At 41.7% G+C, this 17,930-nt stretch carries 20 protein-coding genes; 6 read left to right on the forward strand and 14 right to left on the reverse strand.

What is annotated here, in order from left to right:
• Nucleotides 1-12: 12 nt before the first annotated feature.
• Genes FG28_RS03100 through radC form a run of 5 tightly spaced genes read right to left on the reverse strand, consistent with a single transcriptional unit; the run spans nucleotide 13 to nucleotide 4,754 of the window.
• The gene (locus FG28_RS03100) at nucleotides 13-1,467 is read right to left on the reverse strand and encodes a DUF5723 family protein (RefSeq protein ID WP_036379882.1); all 1,455 of its coding nucleotides are present in this window, start codon (nucleotides 1,465-1,467) and stop codon (nucleotides 13-15) included.
• Nucleotides 1,464-2,012 carry a hypothetical protein gene (locus FG28_RS03105; RefSeq protein WP_036379884.1) on the reverse strand — a complete coding sequence of 183 codons (549 nt, stop codon included), beginning with the start codon at nucleotides 2,010-2,012 and terminating at the stop codon, nucleotides 1,464-1,466. The genes FG28_RS03100 and FG28_RS03105 overlap by 4 nt, the downstream gene beginning before the upstream one ends.
• A 52-nt stretch (nucleotides 2,013-2,064) precedes the next feature.
• A complete protein-coding gene (locus FG28_RS03110; RefSeq protein WP_036379887.1) occupies nucleotides 2,065-2,754 on the reverse strand; it encodes a YjjG family noncanonical pyrimidine nucleotidase in 690 nt (229 codons plus the stop codon).
• Nucleotides 2,747-4,042, reverse strand: coding sequence for a polysaccharide deacetylase family protein (locus FG28_RS03115; RefSeq protein WP_036379889.1), 1,296 nt, complete (start codon nucleotides 4,040-4,042; stop codon nucleotides 2,747-2,749). Before FG28_RS03115 ends, FG28_RS03110 begins: the two co-directional genes overlap by 8 nt.
• A 13-nt stretch (nucleotides 4,043-4,055) precedes the next feature.
• The gene (gene radC / locus FG28_RS03120) at nucleotides 4,056-4,754 is read right to left on the reverse strand and encodes a DNA repair protein RadC (protein WP_036379891.1); all 699 of its coding nucleotides are present in this window, start codon (nucleotides 4,752-4,754) and stop codon (nucleotides 4,056-4,058) included.
• A gap of 57 nt (nucleotides 4,755-4,811) precedes the next feature.
• Between radC and FG28_RS03125 the strand changes: the two genes are divergently transcribed.
• On the forward strand, nucleotides 4,812-5,261 hold the full coding sequence (locus FG28_RS03125) for a DUF1569 domain-containing protein (RefSeq protein ID WP_036379894.1): 450 nt from the start codon (nucleotides 4,812-4,814) through the stop codon (nucleotides 5,259-5,261).
• 15 nt (nucleotides 5,262-5,276) lie between these two features.
• On the opposite strand, the gene murC is transcribed toward FG28_RS03125, so the two are convergent.
• Nucleotides 5,277-6,632 carry a UDP-N-acetylmuramate--L-alanine ligase gene (murC, locus tag FG28_RS03130; RefSeq protein ID WP_036379898.1) on the reverse strand — a complete coding sequence of 452 codons (1,356 nt, stop codon included), beginning with the start codon at nucleotides 6,630-6,632 and terminating at the stop codon, nucleotides 5,277-5,279.
• Between the two features lie 96 nt (nucleotides 6,633-6,728).
• On the opposite strand from murC, the gene FG28_RS03135 reads away from it, so the two are divergent.
• The 3 genes from FG28_RS03135 to FG28_RS03145 all read left to right on the forward strand — a co-directional run bounded on the left by FG28_RS03135 (nucleotide 6,729) and on the right by FG28_RS03145 (nucleotide 8,303).
• On the forward strand, nucleotides 6,729-7,040 hold the full coding sequence (locus FG28_RS03135; RefSeq protein ID WP_036386089.1) for a cupin domain-containing protein: 312 nt from the start codon (nucleotides 6,729-6,731) through the stop codon (nucleotides 7,038-7,040).
• Nucleotides 7,041-7,043: 3 nt separating this feature from the next.
• A complete protein-coding gene (locus FG28_RS03140) occupies nucleotides 7,044-7,829 on the forward strand; it encodes an SDR family oxidoreductase (RefSeq protein ID WP_036379900.1) in 786 nt (261 codons plus the stop codon).
• Between the two features lie 96 nt (nucleotides 7,830-7,925).
• A complete protein-coding gene (locus FG28_RS03145; RefSeq protein ID WP_036379902.1) occupies nucleotides 7,926-8,303 on the forward strand; it encodes a DoxX family membrane protein in 378 nt (125 codons plus the stop codon).
• A 107-nt stretch (nucleotides 8,304-8,410) separates the two neighbouring features.
• Here FG28_RS03145 and FG28_RS03150 read toward each other — a convergent pair whose 3' ends face one another.
• The 8 genes from FG28_RS03150 to FG28_RS20415 form a co-directional block, all read right to left on the reverse strand.
• The gene (locus FG28_RS03150) at nucleotides 8,411-9,139 is read right to left on the reverse strand and encodes a LytTR family DNA-binding domain-containing protein (protein ID WP_036379905.1); all 729 of its coding nucleotides are present in this window, start codon (nucleotides 9,137-9,139) and stop codon (nucleotides 8,411-8,413) included.
• Nucleotides 9,136-10,194, reverse strand: coding sequence for a sensor histidine kinase (locus FG28_RS03155; protein ID WP_036386092.1), 1,059 nt, complete (start codon nucleotides 10,192-10,194; stop codon nucleotides 9,136-9,138). The genes FG28_RS03150 and FG28_RS03155 overlap by 4 nt, the downstream gene beginning before the upstream one ends.
• A 58-nt stretch (nucleotides 10,195-10,252) precedes the next feature.
• Nucleotides 10,253-10,465: a hypothetical protein gene (locus FG28_RS03160; RefSeq protein WP_036379908.1), complete on the reverse strand. Its 213-nt coding sequence runs from the start codon at nucleotides 10,463-10,465 to the stop codon at nucleotides 10,253-10,255.
• A 254-nt stretch (nucleotides 10,466-10,719) separates the two neighbouring features.
• The gene (locus tag FG28_RS03165) at nucleotides 10,720-12,744 is read right to left on the reverse strand and encodes a S9 family peptidase (RefSeq protein WP_081894201.1); all 2,025 of its coding nucleotides are present in this window, start codon (nucleotides 12,742-12,744) and stop codon (nucleotides 10,720-10,722) included.
• A gap of 155 nt (nucleotides 12,745-12,899) precedes the next feature.
• Complete coding sequence (locus FG28_RS03170) at nucleotides 12,900-13,424, reverse strand: DUF4136 domain-containing protein (RefSeq protein ID WP_036379910.1); 525 nt, start codon at nucleotides 13,422-13,424, stop codon at nucleotides 12,900-12,902.
• 66 nt (nucleotides 13,425-13,490) lie between these two features.
• A complete protein-coding gene (gene obgE, locus FG28_RS03175; protein ID WP_036379912.1) occupies nucleotides 13,491-14,492 on the reverse strand; it encodes a GTPase ObgE in 1,002 nt (333 codons plus the stop codon).
• On the reverse strand, nucleotides 14,489-15,049 hold the full coding sequence (locus FG28_RS03180; protein ID WP_036379915.1) for a hypothetical protein: 561 nt from the start codon (nucleotides 15,047-15,049) through the stop codon (nucleotides 14,489-14,491). Before FG28_RS03180 ends, obgE begins: the two co-directional genes overlap by 4 nt.
• A gap of 2 nt (nucleotides 15,050-15,051) precedes the next feature.
• Nucleotides 15,052-16,158 carry an adenylate kinase gene (locus FG28_RS20415; RefSeq protein ID WP_081894202.1) on the reverse strand — a complete coding sequence of 369 codons (1,107 nt, stop codon included), beginning with the start codon at nucleotides 16,156-16,158 and terminating at the stop codon, nucleotides 15,052-15,054.
• A 119-nt stretch (nucleotides 16,159-16,277) separates the two neighbouring features.
• Here FG28_RS20415 and FG28_RS03190 point away from each other — a divergent pair, with 119 nt between their 5' ends.
• Together FG28_RS03190 and purE are read left to right on the forward strand one after the other, a co-directional pair.
• A complete protein-coding gene (locus FG28_RS03190) occupies nucleotides 16,278-17,432 on the forward strand; it encodes a 5-(carboxyamino)imidazole ribonucleotide synthase (protein ID WP_036379917.1) in 1,155 nt (384 codons plus the stop codon).
• Between the two features lie 4 nt (nucleotides 17,433-17,436).
• Nucleotides 17,437-17,928 carry a 5-(carboxyamino)imidazole ribonucleotide mutase gene (gene purE, locus FG28_RS03195; RefSeq protein WP_036379919.1) on the forward strand — a complete coding sequence of 164 codons (492 nt, stop codon included), beginning with the start codon at nucleotides 17,437-17,439 and terminating at the stop codon, nucleotides 17,926-17,928.
• The last annotated feature ends 2 nt before the right edge of the window (nucleotides 17,929-17,930 follow it).

Below are 17,930 nucleotides of genomic sequence, written 5' to 3' on the forward strand. Positions count from 1 at the left end.
ATAGTTGTTTCCTCAATTACCGTTCCAAGATATGATATTAAATCCGAACTGTAAAGAAGCATAATGACTATCGGCAATGTTGCGATAACTCAAAAGATTATCGGCCAATACATAAAAATTGATAGGTCCAGCTTGAAAATTAAGCCCTAAACCAATATTAGTGAGCGAATATTTGTCGACGGTATACGTGCCCTTTAAGGCAAGTACCCTTCCAAATCGGCGTTGATAGAATCCGGTCAATGCTGCTTGAATGCCACGGGGCCTCTTTATCATGTATAGCTGCCCTCCTACACTGTTCGGGTAAAAATCCGAGTTGCTACCCCCTCGACCATTAATAGCACAGCCACAATTATCAAATCCAAGGCCGCCTTCTCCAAAATCGTACCTGATAGACCCATAGGCCTTGACAGGTCTGAGGGAAATATAGCTCTCCGTATTTTCTTCATAGGGGAGGGACTCCTCAATATCATCCACCAAATCCTGCCAAAGGTCATTGTTGACGTTGTTAATGTCCTCCGGTAGAAATACCGTAATCCCTTCGGTACTGGCACTGCCGCGAAGCGTGTAGTTCTGTATGTCTTTGGATTGGTAGATAAAACCAACATCTAGAACACTTGCGGTTATAGTGGTCTGTGGATTAAGATTATAGCTAAACCCGGCATCGAAACCAAGACCAAGATTTCCACCCAAAAGCACCCGCTTGGCAAAAAGGGGAGGCAATTCTTCCCGTGCGCTTCGGGTATCGTCATCCAAAATGTCAAAAATTTCCTTGGCACCTGCGGTTCGCAGTTGCATATCGGCCGTAATTGTACTCACATAAATATTGTCCTGCCCTTGGGTTGTTCTAAAGGACCCGGAATTTCCTATGGATTGAAATTGGAAAACACTGGAATACAATTTTGCACGACCTCCAACAGTAAGCGTATTGCTTATTTTTCGGTTGATTCCAAAATGAAACACGTTTATCATTTCGCCCCTAAGACTTACATCCCCCAAATCAAAATTCCGTCCAATATTGGCCCCGCCATTGCCCTCAAACCCCAAAATGGCCAAATCCCTGGGCCAATACACAATAATGTCTGTCTCCCCATAAACTCCAAAAGAATAGTAATCGTCAGGTCTATTTCTACTCCTAAAACCTACATTGAAGCCTTCTATTTGGCTTGTGGTGCTAAAATCGTCTCTGTGGGACATGGCAACCAATACCCGTTCCCGAACCTTGGTGGTAAAATCTATACCATCATTGGCAAAAAGGTCGTTTACCGTTACACCACTTGTCCCCACTTGAAAAGCCAATCCGGAAATAAATGGTATTCCTGTATGCCATTTTTCTGATGTTTTTACCCCTGGATTTACCATCAACGATTGGGGAATCTCATAAAAATCGTAGAGCAGTTGCTTGTTTTGGGCGCATAGTGATGCACCTCCCAAGAGTGTGATATAAAAGAACAACCGAATTCCTCTCATTTTAGTCGAAATAAGAATTCAGCAGCCGACCTTAAAATAACTTTGGGTTCAGATGCATTGGAAACACTGGTTGTATCACTCTGGTTATTTCCCGAAATGCGAAGACCATCTGTGGCTGCCAGAATATTTAAACTCTTGCCCGTTGGACCATAGGTGACTTCTCTTGTATAGGTTTCAGGAAGATTGGGGTCGATTTCAAAAAGCTCCACATCAAGGACATTGCCTCCTTGATCCAGAAATTCTATGGCAACTTCTAGCCTTTTGCTCGTTGTGTTTTCAATTTCATAGGTTATAGTTCCCTCCAGAAGTCGTTCTGCCACATACTCCTCATTAAAAGCATCAAAATTTACGGTTTGATAATAGAATGGTCCTGCGGGAACAGCATTTATGGTTTCCTCATCTGATTCCAAATAAAAGATACTGGATGCCACCGTAGGCGTGATGGAAAGATCTTCAAACTGATCAAAATCTTGTTCTTCAGAACAGGATAGGAGCACACAAAAAAGTGTAGACCCTGTAAGTAGACGCAGGAACAACCGTTTCATATCAAGTATTTTCTTTAAAAACAGTAGAAGTGCATCATACCCTACTATAACTCTATAAAAAGCTTTTTATTTCAATTAAATTGTTAATGGTAATGCAATGATCATGTTCGGGTTCGCCATTGGCATTAAAGTGAAGAACCTGCATGCCCATACTCTTTGCCCCAAGAATATCGGCCTCCAGACTATCGCCCACCATAATGGTATTTCTTGGGTCTACATTTGCCTTGGTTAGAGCCAGCTCAAAAATATAAGGATGTGGTTTTTTAACGCCTGCCATTTCTGAGTTTATAATTTGATCAAAATACCGGTGAATGTTGCTCCCGACCATCTTTTTCTCCTGAACTTCCTGAAACCCATTGGTAATGATATGCAATCGGTATTTTGGTGATAGATATTCCAAAGTCTCCACGGCATTGGGCACCAAATGTGTAAATGAGGAAAGATGTTCAATGTATTCATGGGCCAAAATGTGAATGAGATCGTCCTGTACCACCGCTCCAAGGGTATCAAAAGTGCGCCGTAACCGTTGGAATCGGAGCTCAGCCTTTGTTACCCGGTTTTCCCGATACAATTTCCAATACTCTAGGTTGATGGGGGCATAAACACCCAAAAAATCTTCCAGTACCACATCCACTGAATTCTTTGTAAGAATCTTTTGGAAAGTGAGGGCAGAGTTCTTTTCAAAATCCCAAAGGGTGTGGTCTAAATCAAAAAAAATGTCGGTTACAGGGTGTTCAAACATAGTATCGCTTTAAAAAAGATTGATACAACTCCATCCAATCCAACTTGTGTTTACTGCCCAAAAGCTCATTGGAAAATACGATGATAAAATCGCCATTTACCTGTTTCACCAACCGATACATGCGGTCCATTTTTTCAAAAATCTCATCTCTTTTCTTGAAGTTCACCAATGCATAATCGTGCATGGCAAAAGGATGTACTTTCAGGGGTTGCCGTACCTCCATGTTGATGTCATAAAAATGAAATGGCGTGCAGGTTCCGGCCCTAAAACCGATTTCATGCGTGTATCCCATGGAAAAATCATCGGTGAATTCGGTTTCCACCAAATTCCGATAGGTGGTTGGCACACTGACCCTATTGTATCTAAGACGGGAGTAACTTACGGGCCTGTTGATCAAATTGCTCAAGCGTTTCTTTTCTTCCTGTAAAACAGATTTGTCCGTAGACGACAAAAAAGAGGTGCTTAGTGAGACAATGCTGTAATCCGCCACGGATTTTATGAGATACCTAAACTTATTGTTGTTTGGGGAAATGTTCTTGTCGTGCGCGGAATGTTTGGCAAACTGAAAGAAGAACATGGTCTTGATCGGATACTTCTTATGAATATCCACCAATTCATAGAAATTATCGTAAGGATCTTTCTTAACCCCCAGAAGCACCAAAAATCGATCGGCAACACTCCTAAATTTAAAATTCCCCAAGTCCAGAAAGAAACCTCCAATGCTTCTTGCCAAACCCCGCATGGCATAAGCGTGGGAGGTGGTCACATTGATAATGGAGGTAAAATCATACTTCCGTTCCTCATATTCAATATCCGGAAAACGTTCTTTTAGGAAATCCAATAATTTATAAGCCCATAAATCAACAACCGGAAGCTCCAAAAATTTGTTCTGATAGGCTATGCTTTCTTTCACCGGAAATCGGCCCACACTGTCCTTAACATGGGGCAAATACTCTTCATATCGACTTAAAAGAAAGAAACTTGCCGAAAAAATATCGTACGGAACAGTGCTCTTTTCCCCAGAAGCAAAAAAACAGGGAATCCCCTCCCAATCCGATACTTTTATGTCCAAATCGTTAATGCCCTGCTCAAACAACAAGTCATTGCTTCGGATAAAGAATTCATTTTGCAGGGGTTGCTTGGAGTAGGTCATCTTTGGACCAGAATGCTTGATGAAATCTTCAACCTTGGTTGTAAATGCAATCTCTATTCCCAGTATTTTTTCAAAAATATGCTTTGCCGTATAGGTAAGTCTATTGGTAACCTTATGGGTAAAGAGTAATAGCATAAAATTGAATCAACTATAGTATTCCTTGATCTGCAAAGCTAAAATAATGGTGTTGTGCCAAAATTAGGTGATCTAGTATTTTTATATCCAAAGCTTCCGAAGCCTTTTTCAACTTTTGGGTAATCTGCTTGTCTGCAGCACTGGGCTTTAAAGTGCCCGATGGATGGTTGTGCGCCAAAATAATGCCCACCGCACCCAAGTCCAAGGCTTGCTTCAGCACCAACCTCACGTCTACCAAGGTCCCGGTAATACCTCCTTTGCTCAATTGTGATTTATGAATGACTTTATTGGAGTTGTTTAAATAAACAATCCAAAATTCTTCGTGTTGCAATTCACCCATCAACGGGTAAAGTAATTCAAAAACATCCTGACTGGCCGAAACCTTTGTTACTTTTTGGGCTTCTTCCCCTCTTCGGCGTCGCCCCATTTCCAAAGCTGCTGCAATGGTCACGGCCTTGGCCTCCCCGATACCTTTGAATTTTTTCAACTGATTTACCGAAAGCTTCCCCAATTCGTTCAAATTATGGCCCACTGAGGCCAGAATTCGTTTGGACAGCTCCACTGCACTTTCATCCCTGTTCCCGGAACCGATCAAAATGGCGATCAATTCTGCATCGGACAGCACAAAACTTCCTTTTTGCACCAATTTCTCCCTAGGTTTGTCATCATCTGCCCAATTTTTGATGGAAAAGGAAACCACTTTTTCTTGCATGCTTTAAAGATAGGAGATTAAATTTATGTAATTTTCACGGTAAAGAAATCAAGTTATATGAAATCCCTATTTGACTCCGAAACCCACACTGAAATTCTAAATAGAATTGATAATCTTTCTGAATCCTCTCAAAGGGAGTGGGGCAAAATGGAGGTTGGACAAATGCTGCGCCACTGTCAGTTTCCCTTGAAGGTAGCTTTAGGCAAACATACAATAAAAAAACCCAATTTTTTTATGCGATTGCTCTACAAAGGATTCAAGAAAAGCATGTACAATGACAAACTTTGGAAACGCAATCTACCCACCGCTCCGGGGTTTAAGGTTGAGGACAAAAAAGATTTCAAAGAAGAAAAAGACAAATTGGTTGCATTGATCAATGATTTCCATGAAGAAAGAACCAAAAAAACAAGGGACCCACATCCTGCATTTGGAGAGTTAACCTATGACCAATGGGGACAAATGCAGTATAAGCATTTGGACCATCATTTGCGACAGTTTGGAGTTTAATCTCTTTGGGCAGGCCTATTCAAAAAGTGTCTTGACCCGCTCAAAATCCAATCCACCATAATTTCCCGAACTCATCAGCAGCAACGCCGAATTCTCAAAATTTTGTGTAAAAAGGTAGTCTTTAAAGGTTTTAGGGTCTGTAAAAATCTTTATATCCGCTCTTTTAAAGGCTTGGGCAATTTGGTCAGCCGTAACTTCTTCCAATCCTTTGATTTTTACCGCATCTGGTGAATAAAAGACCACGGCTTCCTCGGCTGCATCCAATGCACCCTGGTATTCTTCCAAAAATCCAGCATTTAAACTGCTGTAGGTATGGAGTTCCAAGCAAGCAAGCAGTTTGCGTTCAGGATATTGTTCTTTTACGGCTTGGGTGGTGGCCATTACCTTGCTGGGTGAATGGGCAAAATCCTTATAAATGACCTTATTTTGGCTTTCGGCAATTTTTTCCAATCGTTTAGAAGCCCCTTTGAAAGTGGCAATGGCTTCGTAAAAATCAACTTCGTCCACACCCATTTGCTGACATATCCATTTGGCTCCAGCCAGATTGTTCAGGTTGTGCCTGCCAAAAATTTCAATAGGCATTTCTCCTTCAGGGGTATGCAATAAAGTGGTCCCATTTTCAACACGATATTCCGGGGTATGGTAAGGAAACTTCCGAATGGTATTTTCTGTGGATTCCACCACTTTGACCAACTCGGCATCCTCCGCATTATAGGTAATACTACCTCCGCTTACAATGCCATCGACAAAAATCTGGAACTGCTTCACATAATTTTCAAAGGTTGGAAACACATTGATATGGTCCCAAGCTATCCCACTTAACAAAGCAATATTGGGTTGATAGAGATGAAATTTGGGCCTTCGGTCAATAGGAGATGACAAATATTCGTCCCCCTCCAAAACAATGAAATCGTTCTCCTCGGTAAGGTGCACCATGCGGTCAAAACCCTCCAATTGGGCACCAACCATATAATCCACTTCAATATCATGGTAATCCAACACATGCAAAATCATGGAAGTGATGGTGGTCTTTCCGTGACTTCCACCTATGACCACCCGGGTCTTGTATTTAGATTGTTCGTACAAAAACTCAGGGTAAGAATACGTCTTCAACCCCATTTCCTGAGCTTTTAGCAATTCTGGATTGTCAGGTTTGGCATGCATACCCAAAATAACCGCATCCAACCGATCATGGATTTTTTCGGGAAACCAGCCAAAATGTTCCGGTAACAGTCCTTTCGCCTCCAATCTGCTTTTGGAAGGTTCAAAAATAACATCATCACTTCCGGTAATGTGATACCCTTTGTGCTCCAGGGCCAAGGCCAAATTGTGCATGGCACTCCCCCCAATGGCAATAAAATGAATGTTCATCAATCTTGTTTATCATTCAAAAATAGCCAATGGCAAAACCAATCCAAACAAAGAAATCATCTTATTAATTTTTATATTGGGGTAAAATTGAAAATGATGAACCTATCAGAAATCAAATCCAAGGAAATTATGCCCGGTTACCACGGAAAATTGGTACATGGCGAAAGCATGAGTTGGGTTTTTTGGGACGTGGACCAAGATGCCGAAGTACCCGAACATTTTCATATCCACGAGCAAATCATGCATGTGGTGGAGGGCACTTTTGAACTTACTTTGGACGGAAAAACAGATACCTATCATCCTGGTGATGTGGTCATTATTCCCTCCAACATGCCCCACCGTGGAAAAGCACTTACCAAATGTAAATTAATGGACATTTTTAGTCCGGTACGAGACGAATATAGATAACACATGAACATATCACTGAAAGGAAAAAAAGCCCTAGTGGGCGGGAGTAGTAAAGGAATTGGCGAAGCCATTGCAATGCAATTGGCCAAAAGTGGGGCAAGCGTCACCCTTATGGCTCGAAACGAAAAACGGATGAAGGAATTAACCCAAGAAATGGACAGTTCCCAAGGCCAAAAACATCAGTATTTGGCGGTTGATTTTTCCAATTTTGAAGCTTTCAAGCGTATCATTTCATCTTTTTTCGAACGCAATACCATTGATATCTTGGTCAATAACACCCAAGGTCCTGAAGGCGGCGGTGCTTTGGAAAAAAGTGTTGATGATTATCAGAATGCCTTCGATTTGTTGTTCAAATCAGTGGTCTTCACCACAGAACTCGCGCTAAAACAGATGCAAAACAATAAATGGGGTCGTATTATCAATGTGGCCTCCATATCGGTAAAGGAACCCTTGAGTTATTTGGCACTTTCCAATACCATTCGGGCTGCGGTGGTCACTTGGGCAAAGAGTTTGGCCTTTGACGTGGCCCAAGATGGTATTACGGTGAACAGTATTTTGACGGGCTATTTTGATACGGACCGAATTGCCCAGCTCAATACCAAAAAGGCGGAAAAAATGGGAATATCTCCCGAAGAAGTGCTTTCCGCTATGGAAGATAAGGTTCCTATGAAGCGTATAGGAAAACCAGCGGAATACGGATATCTGGTAACTTTTTTAGCATCGGACCAAGCGGCTTACATTACCGGAACCAATATTCCAATTGATGGAGGGCTACTGAAATCCATGTGATTTTCCCCTTTCCCATTTGTAGAAAAATTCCGTATAAAATTATTGAATTCATAATTTTTACATACATTTAATATGTAACCAACAAAATCAAAGACTATGAATTCAAAAGTTTTTATGGTGGTCCGCATCTTATTGGGACTATTTGTCCTAATATTTGGACTGAACAAATTTTTAAATTTCATCCCAATGGGAGGTGAAATGCCCGATTCTGTTATTGCCTTTTTTGGGGCTGTCTCATCCTCTTATACCTTAAAATTGGTAGCCATTGTGGAAATTTTGGCAGGTCTTGCTTTTATTTTCAACAAATATGGTGCTTTAATGGCCATAATTTTAATGAGTGTTTCCGTAAATGCGGTACTATTTCATGCCACACTGTTGCCGGAGGGCATAGGCCCCGCCCTGGCATTGTTGATATTGAACATATTGGCCCTTATTGGCTATAAAGACCGGTACAAGGATTTGCTGAAACCTTAAATCCACATGTCTTAAATGTCACATCGAGTGGGGTCGAGATGTTCTTACAGCGCATAATCAAGGCGTTCTCGACTGCGCTCGAACTGACATCATTTCTTGTTGTTCAATCAAAGACTCATTTTATCCTTGAAGATATAGGACTGTCTTCGGGACACCTCAACTTCTTCCCCATTTTTAAGGGTAAGCTTCAATTTTCCATTGAACCAAGGCACCACATTTTCTATATAATTGGTATTTACGATTTGTTGGCGATTTGCCCTAAAAAAAGAAGTCTCCGGAAGCTTTTCCTCTACTTGGTTGAGCGATTTGTACAACAATGGTTTTTTATCCTCAAAATAGACCCTAGTATAGTTCCCTACAATTTCAAACAGGGAAATGTCCCCAATTTTCACTAACCAGCATGCTTCTCCGTCTTTGATGAAAATCTGACTGTTTTCCGATAATTTCTTGGTTTCAGCGCCCTTACCCTCATCTGCATTCTCCAACTTGGCCTTGACCTTATCCATAGCCATGGCAAACCGTTTTTCACTTACTGGCTTCAAGAGATAGTCCAATGCATTGTACTCGAATGATTTTATGGCATATTCATCAAAAGCTGTGGTAAAAACAGTAATGGGTACCTCATCCAGCATTTCCAAGAGTTCAAAACCATCTTTTTCGGGCATATTGATGTCCAAAAACAAAACATCTGGTGTTGTATTTTGAATAAGCTCAAAACCATTGTCAACATTCTCCGCTTCACCCAAAAGCTCAATATCCCCATATTTTTTAATGAGTTCCTTCAGCTCATTTCGGGCCAAGCGTGAATCTTCAACAATAACGGCTTTTATTTTCATGCCAATGGAATTTTAATAAGCGCCAGCACCTCATCGGAAACCTCTTCTAAACTAAAGGAAGCCTTATCAGCATAGAGCAGTTTCAGGCGTTGTTCAATATTTTTCAACCCCAATTGCGTGGAATCTTTTGTAATTTGAAGTTTACCCGTATTTCTGACTTCAATGACCAAAATTGCTTCTTCTTTTTTAATGTTCAAAGTGATGGCTCCACCACGCTTAAGGTTCGAAATACCATGTTTTATGGCATTCTCTACAAGCAATTGTATGATCATGGGAGGAATCTGGATATCCAAAGTATTGGCTTCCACATTTTTAACGAACTCCAACCGATTCTCAAACTGAATTTTGGAAAGGTCGATATAGTTATCCACCACCTCAAGTTCCTCCCGAACCGAAATGGCATTTATGTTGTTCTTGGTAAGGGAATATCGTAAAATTTCGGAAAGTTTGGTCAACATTTCACGGGATTTCTCTACATCCTCAAGCATTAATCCACGAATGTTATTGAGACTGTTGAACATGAAATGTGGGTTGATCTGTCCTTTAAGGGTATTTAGTTGTGCCTGCTTTAAATGCGTGTTCAACTCCAAGCGCTCAATACGGTCTTGGTTGAGTTTCAACAACAGCTTAATGACCAAATAGGTTACCGTCCAAGCCCCAATCAAAAACAAAGAATTGAGCACTTGGATACCGATGTTATCATAGTTTTTGAACATATTATGTTCGGCCTCGGTCAATGTTGGTCCGAATTTTACGTAGAGGAAACCAAACAGGGTGTTCAAAGCACCAAACACGAGTGCCGTCAGCAAAAAAGAGATAAGAATTTTAATAAAGTCTTTCCCACCAAAGGATTCAAATTGCACACTCCGTTTCAAGTACCACCGAAGCAAAGAAGTGGAAAAAATGCCAAGAAAAGTACCCATCACCACCGAATAGAGCAGTAACTGGGGACTAAGCCCTTTTACCACAAAAATGGATACCGAATTAATAAATCCCCAACCCAAAAGTTGAAGTACCCAAAAAATGTAATTTCTTCTCTTGCTATTTAATTCCATGGAATATGTTCCGCGATAACCCAAATATACTCTTTGCAATGCAACCTGTGGAATTCCTTTACTGCTGTTTTTTGGCGCTTTTTTTCCAAAAAGGAACACAGCAGGCCTTGCTCGACGGCAAAAATGTTATCCAAACCATGGTCATCCCGGTATAAAAGAACACAAAATAGTCATCGTAGGCCCATCCCATCCATTTGCCATAGAACCCGATAGAGGCCCCCACGATTCCCATTCCCAAAATTACTTTCTGTGTTGTATTTAGTTTTTTCATTGTATTGGTTTTAAAGTTTGAAAAATTCAATTATAAGAGGATGTCCATCAATACGGATATCATCAATTTTGCCAGTGCGATCATTACGTTTTGTTTTAATGGTTTTGTATGATGCTAAAGTAGAGGACTTTACTCCAGAACGAAAGGAGATTATGGGCAGTGGTAAAAATGAACGTGCGAACGGTAAATGGAATGGTTTTACACAAAAAAAGGGAGCGAAATGCTCCCTTTTTCATTGAATGTCAGTGATTTTATTAATCTTTTAGTGGTTGAGGTATTTCTTGTTGCCCCAAATGTTTGGCATAAAAACCCATCATGGACCTATAGAGATCCAAGCGGTTTTCCTCTTTTCCAAATCCATGCCCTTCATCATATTTTACCATATAGGGCACATCATAGCCTTTTTCCCGCAAGGCACTAACAATTTGATCGGATTCGTCAATGTTCACCCGTGGATCGTTGGCGCCCTGTACCACAAACAGTGGTTTTTTGATTTTATCAATTTGATAGACCGGGGAAACTTCTTCCATGATTTTCTTCTCTTCGGGATTGTCCTCATCATACCAAATCTCCTTAATAATCTTTAAATAGGGCTTCCAATAGGGCGGAATGGTCTTCATAAAAGTGAACAAATTGGACACACCAACATAATCCACACCACAAGCATAAAGGTCCGGAGTCTTTGTCAAGCCCCTTAAAACAGCATATCCTCCGTGGCTGCCTCCGTAAATAGCGGCTTTTTTGGGATCTACCCAACCTTGTTCCACTACATATTTAAGACCGTCCTCAACATCGTCCATGGCCTTTCTTCCTATCTCTTTAAACCCTGATTCCAAAAACTCGCGCCCATACCCTCCAGAAATCCTAAAATTTACTTGAAGTGTAGCATACCCCCTACTGGCGAACAATTGGGCTTCGGGGTTAAACCCCCAAGAATCACGGATTCCCTGTGGCCCACCATGCGGGTTAACGATCACAGGAACTTTTTCACCTGCTAAAACTGCTTTTGGTAAAGTAATATAACCATGCAGGGTAATGCCATCCCTGCTGGTAAAGGTAATGGGACGCATTTCGGCCATATCCTCTTTTTTCAGTTGAGGCATGGTGTTATATAACTCCGTAAGTTCATCTTTGGCCACATTGTAGGCGTAGTAAATCCCATATACCCTGTCGCTATCCACGTAGAGCATATACAAGTTTTCATCTTCGGTACTGTCCAAAATATCATACTGCATTCCGGGAAGCTCTTCTTTTACCTTGGCATCCATTTTTTTGAACACATCGCTTACGGGTACAATCACACTTTTTTCCCCTTCATAAGCAAAGTAGTCGATTTCATAATTCCTTGTTCTGGAAATGCCCCCTTCCTGCACATCATATTGATCATGGGAAAAAATCTTTTTAATGATTTTGTTCTCTTTAAGATCATAAAGCTGTACTTCGGCTTTATCATTGTCCAGATTGGAAATCACATAAGCATCATGTGGGTACTCGGTGGCATAATTAAAATCGGCTATAAAGAAGTTATCCTTCCAGTTGAGCTGTTTCAAAACCTTGAAACCACCTTCACCATCTTCATAGTACACATCTTGTTCCACCCCATCACGGAGTTTTGTAAACCCCTTTAATTTTCCAGTTTTGTCAAAATCGTAGCCAAGAATGGGATTGGCCGGGTCATCATTGGTGTATAGTTGGGTAATCTCTCCCGTAACAACATTCAATTTAAAGGGCTCAAATACTTGTGCGTTATTCTTGTTCAAATCGACTATGATATGCTCCTTATCATCTCGCAACAACTCATTGAAATCGGCTCTGACCCCATCAAAAGGTGTTAGATCTTTTAAGTTGTCGCCGTCAAGGTCAACGGCATAGATATGATAGTTCTCATCACCTCCTGTGTCCATTGAAAAATATAGCCGTTCATTGTTAAGCCAGCCATACACTCGGACCAATTCTTCTTTTTCCTCAATAGCTCTTTTCACTTCACTGGTCTCCAAATTCTTCACATAAATATGGCGCTTTCCATTTTCATCACTTTCTCTGTAGGAAAGATATTTCCCATCAGGGGAAAATCGAAATGTAAAGGCTTTTGGATTGCCAAAATAATCTTCTACGGTATACCGGTAATCCCCTTGATCCAATGCTGCCAGAGCCTGCAGTTCTTCTTCGGAGCTGATCAATGTGGTATCACCTGGTTTTTCTTGGGCCTGAATGGATCCTCCCAAAAACAGGAATAGGGAAAGTCCACAGACCCAATTGATCTTTTGTGTTGTTTTCATAAGTGTTGAATTAATTGTTCGATTGAAATTTAATTACCATAAAATAAGACTGACTTTATGCTCTTTTGTTACATTTTGATAATAAATGTATTGGCAAGAACAACCCAATCCTACTCCATTATGGGCAACGGTATTCTGAAGATGATGACGAGTTCTCAATCAGTTTCAGGGGGAAACTTTGAAAATACCTTTTTGACCAAGGCTTTTAAACGATCTTCCCTCACACTTGGTGAGGCATTGTCTCTATATCCACTTTCCGTAGAAGCTTGCCAGAACAGCGCATCCCGTTGGGCATCCACAAAATCAAACTGTATGTGTCGTTGAATACCTCCATTTCCAATAGGCACTCCTACGGAAACGCCTCCACCTACATTTCTGCCCGTTCCGCCCATACCAATACCAAGGGAACTATTGGGGGCACTTTGGTATTCGCTGCTGAGGATGTTGATGAAAAATTCGGGCTCCTCGGCCAAACGGTATCCTTTAAACTGCAGGGTTGAATCCAAGGCACGTATCAATCGGCGTTCATCCAATTGGCTGAGGCCTGTTTCCATGTCCGAAAAATAGTTGTATGTGGTATAGTTGGAAAAATCCGTTCCTTTGTCATAGTCATAATTCACCCGTATGGTGGAACAGGATGCAAATAGACAACAAAATGCTATAAAAAGTAGGTGTCGCATGACAAGTGCATCTGGATTACCACTAAAAATAATGAATATTTGGCTTTTGGAATGGAATAACGGTTGTTATTCGTTCAACAGCTCCCAAAGTCTATCCTTGAGTTCCTGAATGCCCAATTGACTAACTGAAGAAATGAACATATAGGGCACATCCTTAAAATCTTCCTTCATGTCTTCCCGAATTTCGGCAATGAGTTCCTCATCCAACATATCGCATTTGGAAATGGCCACCAAACGGCCTTTATCCAAGAGTTCCGGGTTGTACCGTCGCAGTTCATCCAACAAAATGGCATATTCCTGACTGATATCCTTACTGTCCGCCGGAATCAGAAAGAGTAAGGTGGCATTGCGTTCAATATGCCGTAAAAAATAGTGTCCCAATCCCTTGCCTTCGGCTGCTCCTTCAATAATTCCTGGAATATCGGCCATTACAAAGCTTCTGAAGTCACGATATTCCACAATGCCCAAATTGGGCTTTAGGGTCGTAAATTCGTAATTGGCTATCTTGGGCTTTGCCGAAGTCATTACGGAAAGCAGGGTGGATTTACCAGCATTTGGGAAACCCACCAGGCCCACATCGGCCAAAACCTTTAACTCCAGTGTTATCTGAGTTTCCTGGCCGGGAATCCCAGGTTGGGCATACCTTGGCGTTTGGTTGGTAGCACTTTTAAAGTGCCAGTTTCCCCGGCCACCCATTCCACCTTCCAAAATAATTTTCTCCTCTTGGTCCTCGGTAATCTCGAACAACACCTTATTGGTCTCTGTATCCCTGACCACCGTTCCCAGAGGCACCTCCAAATAAACATCGGCTCCATCGGCACCCGTACTGCGGTTTTTGCTTCCGTGTTCGCCGTGGCCGGCCTTAAAATGCTTCTTAAATTTAAAATGATACAGGGTCCAAAGGTTTTTGTTCCCTTTTATAATGACATGGCCACCACGACCTCCATCTCCACCATCCGGGCCGCCTTTGGCCACATATTTTTCGCGGTGCAAATGCGTAGAACCTTTACCTCCGTTTCCAGAAGCGGCATACACTTTTACATAATCCACAAAATTGCCCTCGGTCATTCTTCTACACGTTGTAAAGCTAAGATATCCTTAAGGTAGTTCTTTATCTCTAGATAGTCCTCATGGTAGAGGTAGGATTCCTCAACCTTCAGATTTTTAATAGCATGTGGCACGGAATCCTTGGGTACATATTTATCAATCAGTTTTTGTTGACCAAAACGTTTGCCCACTTTATCGTTCTTAAAATAGCTATGCTTGTTGAAAACCATGTAATCCGATGTTTTTACAATTTGGCCTTCCTCCTTAATCAATCTTGGGGCAGTTCCCACATGATGCTCATAAACAATATCTTCCCCTTGTTGATAAATATGTCGCTCAAAATACATGACTTCGGTACGTGCATGCCTAAATATGGTCTTTCGTATGCCGTCATGTGCTTGGTAGGGTTCAATGAAGATGGACGTGGATGTCCCAGAATTTACCTGATACGCCTCTTCCACAGGCTGTGCATTTTTGTCATAAGCCTTGATGCTACGATCCAAATCATCTACCCATTCATATCTTGAATTACAGGCAATGCCCAAAATTAGAGGGATAAGAAAAAAAATGCGTTTCATGGTTACAGGGTATCAATAATGGCACACAAGCGTTCTGTAACTTCTTGAATTCCACCTATCCCGTTAACGGAGTGAAATTTGCCCTGTTTCTCATAAAAGGCTTTCAGTGGAGCCGTCTTTTGGTTGTATTCGTCAAAGCGGTTACGAATCTTACTTTCGTCTTGATCATCGGAACGGCCACTGCTCTTGCCACGTTCCAACAATCTAGCTACCAAAACATCATCGTCGGCCTCCAACGCGATAGTAGCATTTATTTTCATATCCTTGGATTCCAAAAAGTTATCCAAGGCTTCTGCCTGTGCAGCTGTTCTAGGGAATCCATCAAATATAAAGCCTGCGGCCTCTGGATTTTTCTCAACTTCGGCCTTGAGCATATCAATGGTGACCTCATCGGGCACCAAATCGCCTTTATCAATATAGGATTTGGCCAATTTACCCAATTCCGTTCCGTTTTTCATGTTGTAGCGGAAAACATCCCCGGTAGAAATGTGCTTCAAATTGTATTTTTCCTTTAGGAACTGTGCTTGCGTTCCTTTTCCTGCGCCTGGTTTTCCAAAGAGCACTAGGTTGATCATATCTGCTTGGTTTAATTGGTATACTTCTCTTAGGTTGCGCCCCTGCTCATTATAATCCAAGCCATAGCCCACAATAAAATTATTGGGAATATCCAGGCCCACGTAATCAATGGCATACTCACCATTGTACATGTCCGATTTATAAAAAAGCGTGGCTATCTTAAATTCTTTTACATTGGTCTGCGAAAACAGATGCACCAATTGTTTCAGTGTCCTTCCCGTATCGACCACATCTTCTAAAATAATAACACTTTTCCCCTCTATTTCTTCCGGAACATCCAACAAGGTTTCCACAATTCCTGTAGAGGTAAGTCCTTGATAGGAACTCAACCGCACAAAAGAAACCTCACAAGGATATTGGTATGCCTTTAAAAAATCCGAAACAAACATAAAGGCCCCATTGAGCACCCCCACAAATAGCGGTGTCTCATCCTTATAGTCCTTGGCAATTTCCGTGGCCATTTTTTCTATGGCCCGAAGAATTTGCTCTTCCTTGAGGTAGGGTTTAAAAAACTTGTCGTGAAGCTTGATCAAGGCAACATTATTTTAGTCAGGTTGGCAAAGATAGCATTTTTTGGGGGCGGTATTGCCCTAAGTCTTTTATCCCTTCAAGGAATTCATGTATTTTTGCTTTCATTCCAATTCGCTGATCAATGCAATTTTTCTCTTCGGACTTTAAACTGGGAATTTTAGGAGGTGGACAATTGGGCAAAATGATGCTCTATGAAACCCGAAAATGGGACATTTATACCAAAGTTATGGATGCCTCTCCCGAAGCCCCCTGCAAAATAGCCTGTAATGAATTTGTGGAGGGCAGTCTTATGGATTTTGATGCCGTTTACAACTTTGGAAAGGATGTGGATGTCCTTACCATTGAGATTGAAAACGTGAATGTTGATGCTTTGGAAAAACTGGAGCATGAAGGCATAACCGTATATCCACCCACCAAAACATTGCGGACCATTCAGAACAAGGCAACCCAAAAATTGTTTTATACCGACCATGGGATTCCGACATCCCCTTTTACCCGGTTTGCCTATACCTCAGAGATAGAGGATAGCATTTCCAACGGTGGACTTCAACTTCCCTTTGTTTGGAAAAGTGCCCAATTTGGGTATGATGGACAAGGCGTAAAAGTAGTTCGGAAAATGGATGACCTTAGAGGCCTGCCCAATGTGGAGTGCATTGCTGAAAAATTGGTGGATTTTAAAAATGAACTGGCTGTTATCGTAGCCAGAAGTTCCAAAGGTGAAATAAAGACCTATCCTGTTGTGGAAATGGAGTTTCACCCTGAGGCCAACCAAGTGGAATATGTGATTTGCCCTGCTCGGATTGATGATGCGGTAGCCCAAAAAGCTAAAGCCATTGCACTTAAAGTTTCGGAACAGATGAAACATGTGGGCCTTTTGGCCGTTGAGCTGTTTCAGACCCAAAACGATGAAATTTTGGTGAATGAAGTCGCCCCAAGACCTCACAACAGTGGACATTACAGCATTGAGGCCAGTTATACCAATCAGTTTGAACAACATATCCGTGCCATATTAGACTTACCTTTGGGTAAAACCGATAGCAAAGTGGCGGGTATTATGGTAAACTTGGTGGGTGCTGAAGGACATACAGGAGACGTGGTTTACCAAAATATTGAATCCATTTTGGAGATGGACGGGGTTACCCCGCACATCTATGGCAAAAAACAAACCCGCCCCTTCCGTAAAATGGGCCATGTAACCATTGTGGACGAAAATATGGCACGAGCCCGGGAAGTGGCACAAAAAGTAAAGGAAACCATAAAAGTGACAAGCAATTAGAGATATGAGCAAAGTAGCCGTGATCATGGGAAGCACCAGCGATCTTCCTGTAATGCAAGATGCCATTGATATTTTAAAAGAATTCGGGATTGATGTGGATGTGGACATCGTTTCGGCACACCGTACCCCGGAGAAACTGTTCGATTTTGGAAAGAATGCCCACAAAAATGGGTATTCCGTTATCATTGCCGGAGCTGGGGGCGCAGCGCACCTTCCAGGAATGGTGGCCTCATTATCTCCCTTGCCCGTAATTGGCGTTCCTGTTAAAAGCAGCAATTCCATTGATGGCTGGGATTCGGTACTTTCCATTTTACAGATGCCCGGAGGTGTCCCTGTAGCCACAGTGGCCTTGAATGGCGCCAAAAATGCTGGAATCCTTGCCGCCCAGATCATTGGAAGTTCAGATAGCGAAATCTTGAACAAAATGGTAGCTTATAAAGAAGGACTTAAAGAGAAGGTTATTAAAGGAGCCGAGGAAATCAAGAAAAAAGGGTAGTC

This window comes from Muricauda sp. MAR_2010_75 (assembly GCF_000745185.1).
Lineage (GTDB): Bacteria > Bacteroidota > Bacteroidia > Flavobacteriales > Flavobacteriaceae > Flagellimonas.

Bases quoted from the DNA above. Each gene is read 5' to 3' on its own strand.
- FG28_RS03100 (WP_036379882.1), bottom strand. From the start codon at position 1,467: ATGAGAGGAATTCGGTTGTTCTTTTATATCACACTCTTGGGAGGTGCA.
- FG28_RS03160 (WP_036379908.1), bottom strand. From the start codon at position 10,465: ATGAAAAAACTAAATACAACACAGAAAGTAATTTTGGGAATGGGAATC.
- FG28_RS03140 (WP_036379900.1), top strand. From the start codon at position 7,044: ATGAACATATCACTGAAAGGAAAAAAAGCCCTAGTGGGCGGGAGTAGT.
- FG28_RS03155 (WP_036386092.1), bottom strand. From the start codon at position 10,194: ATGGAATTAAATAGCAAGAGAAGAAATTACATTTTTTGGGTACTTCAA.
- FG28_RS03135 (WP_036386089.1), top strand. From the start codon at position 6,729: ATGAACCTATCAGAAATCAAATCCAAGGAAATTATGCCCGGTTACCAC.
- FG28_RS03165 (WP_081894201.1), bottom strand. From the start codon at position 12,744: ATGAAAACAACACAAAAGATCAATTGGGTCTGTGGACTTTCCCTATTC.
- FG28_RS03105 (WP_036379884.1), bottom strand. From the start codon at position 2,012: ATGAAACGGTTGTTCCTGCGTCTACTTACAGGGTCTACACTTTTTTGT.
- FG28_RS03110 (WP_036379887.1), bottom strand. From the start codon at position 2,754: ATGTTTGAACACCCTGTAACCGACATTTTTTTTGATTTAGACCACACC.
- murC (WP_036379898.1), bottom strand. From the start codon at position 6,632: ATGAACATTCATTTTATTGCCATTGGGGGGAGTGCCATGCACAATTTG.
- FG28_RS03150 (WP_036379905.1), bottom strand. From the start codon at position 9,139: ATGAAAATAAAAGCCGTTATTGTTGAAGATTCACGCTTGGCCCGAAAT.
- purE (WP_036379919.1), top strand. From the start codon at position 17,437: ATGAGCAAAGTAGCCGTGATCATGGGAAGCACCAGCGATCTTCCTGTA.
- FG28_RS03170 (WP_036379910.1), bottom strand. From the start codon at position 13,424: ATGCGACACCTACTTTTTATAGCATTTTGTTGTCTATTTGCATCCTGT.
- FG28_RS03125 (WP_036379894.1), top strand. From the start codon at position 4,812: ATGAAATCCCTATTTGACTCCGAAACCCACACTGAAATTCTAAATAGA.
- obgE (WP_036379912.1), bottom strand. From the start codon at position 14,492: ATGACCGAGGGCAATTTTGTGGATTATGTAAAAGTGTATGCCGCTTCT.
- FG28_RS03145 (WP_036379902.1), top strand. From the start codon at position 7,926: ATGAATTCAAAAGTTTTTATGGTGGTCCGCATCTTATTGGGACTATTT.
- FG28_RS03180 (WP_036379915.1), bottom strand. From the start codon at position 15,049: ATGAAACGCATTTTTTTTCTTATCCCTCTAATTTTGGGCATTGCCTGT.
- radC (WP_036379891.1), bottom strand. From the start codon at position 4,754: ATGCAAGAAAAAGTGGTTTCCTTTTCCATCAAAAATTGGGCAGATGAT.
- FG28_RS03190 (WP_036379917.1), top strand. From the start codon at position 16,278: ATGCAATTTTTCTCTTCGGACTTTAAACTGGGAATTTTAGGAGGTGGA.
- FG28_RS03115 (WP_036379889.1), bottom strand. From the start codon at position 4,042: ATGCTATTACTCTTTACCCATAAGGTTACCAATAGACTTACCTATACG.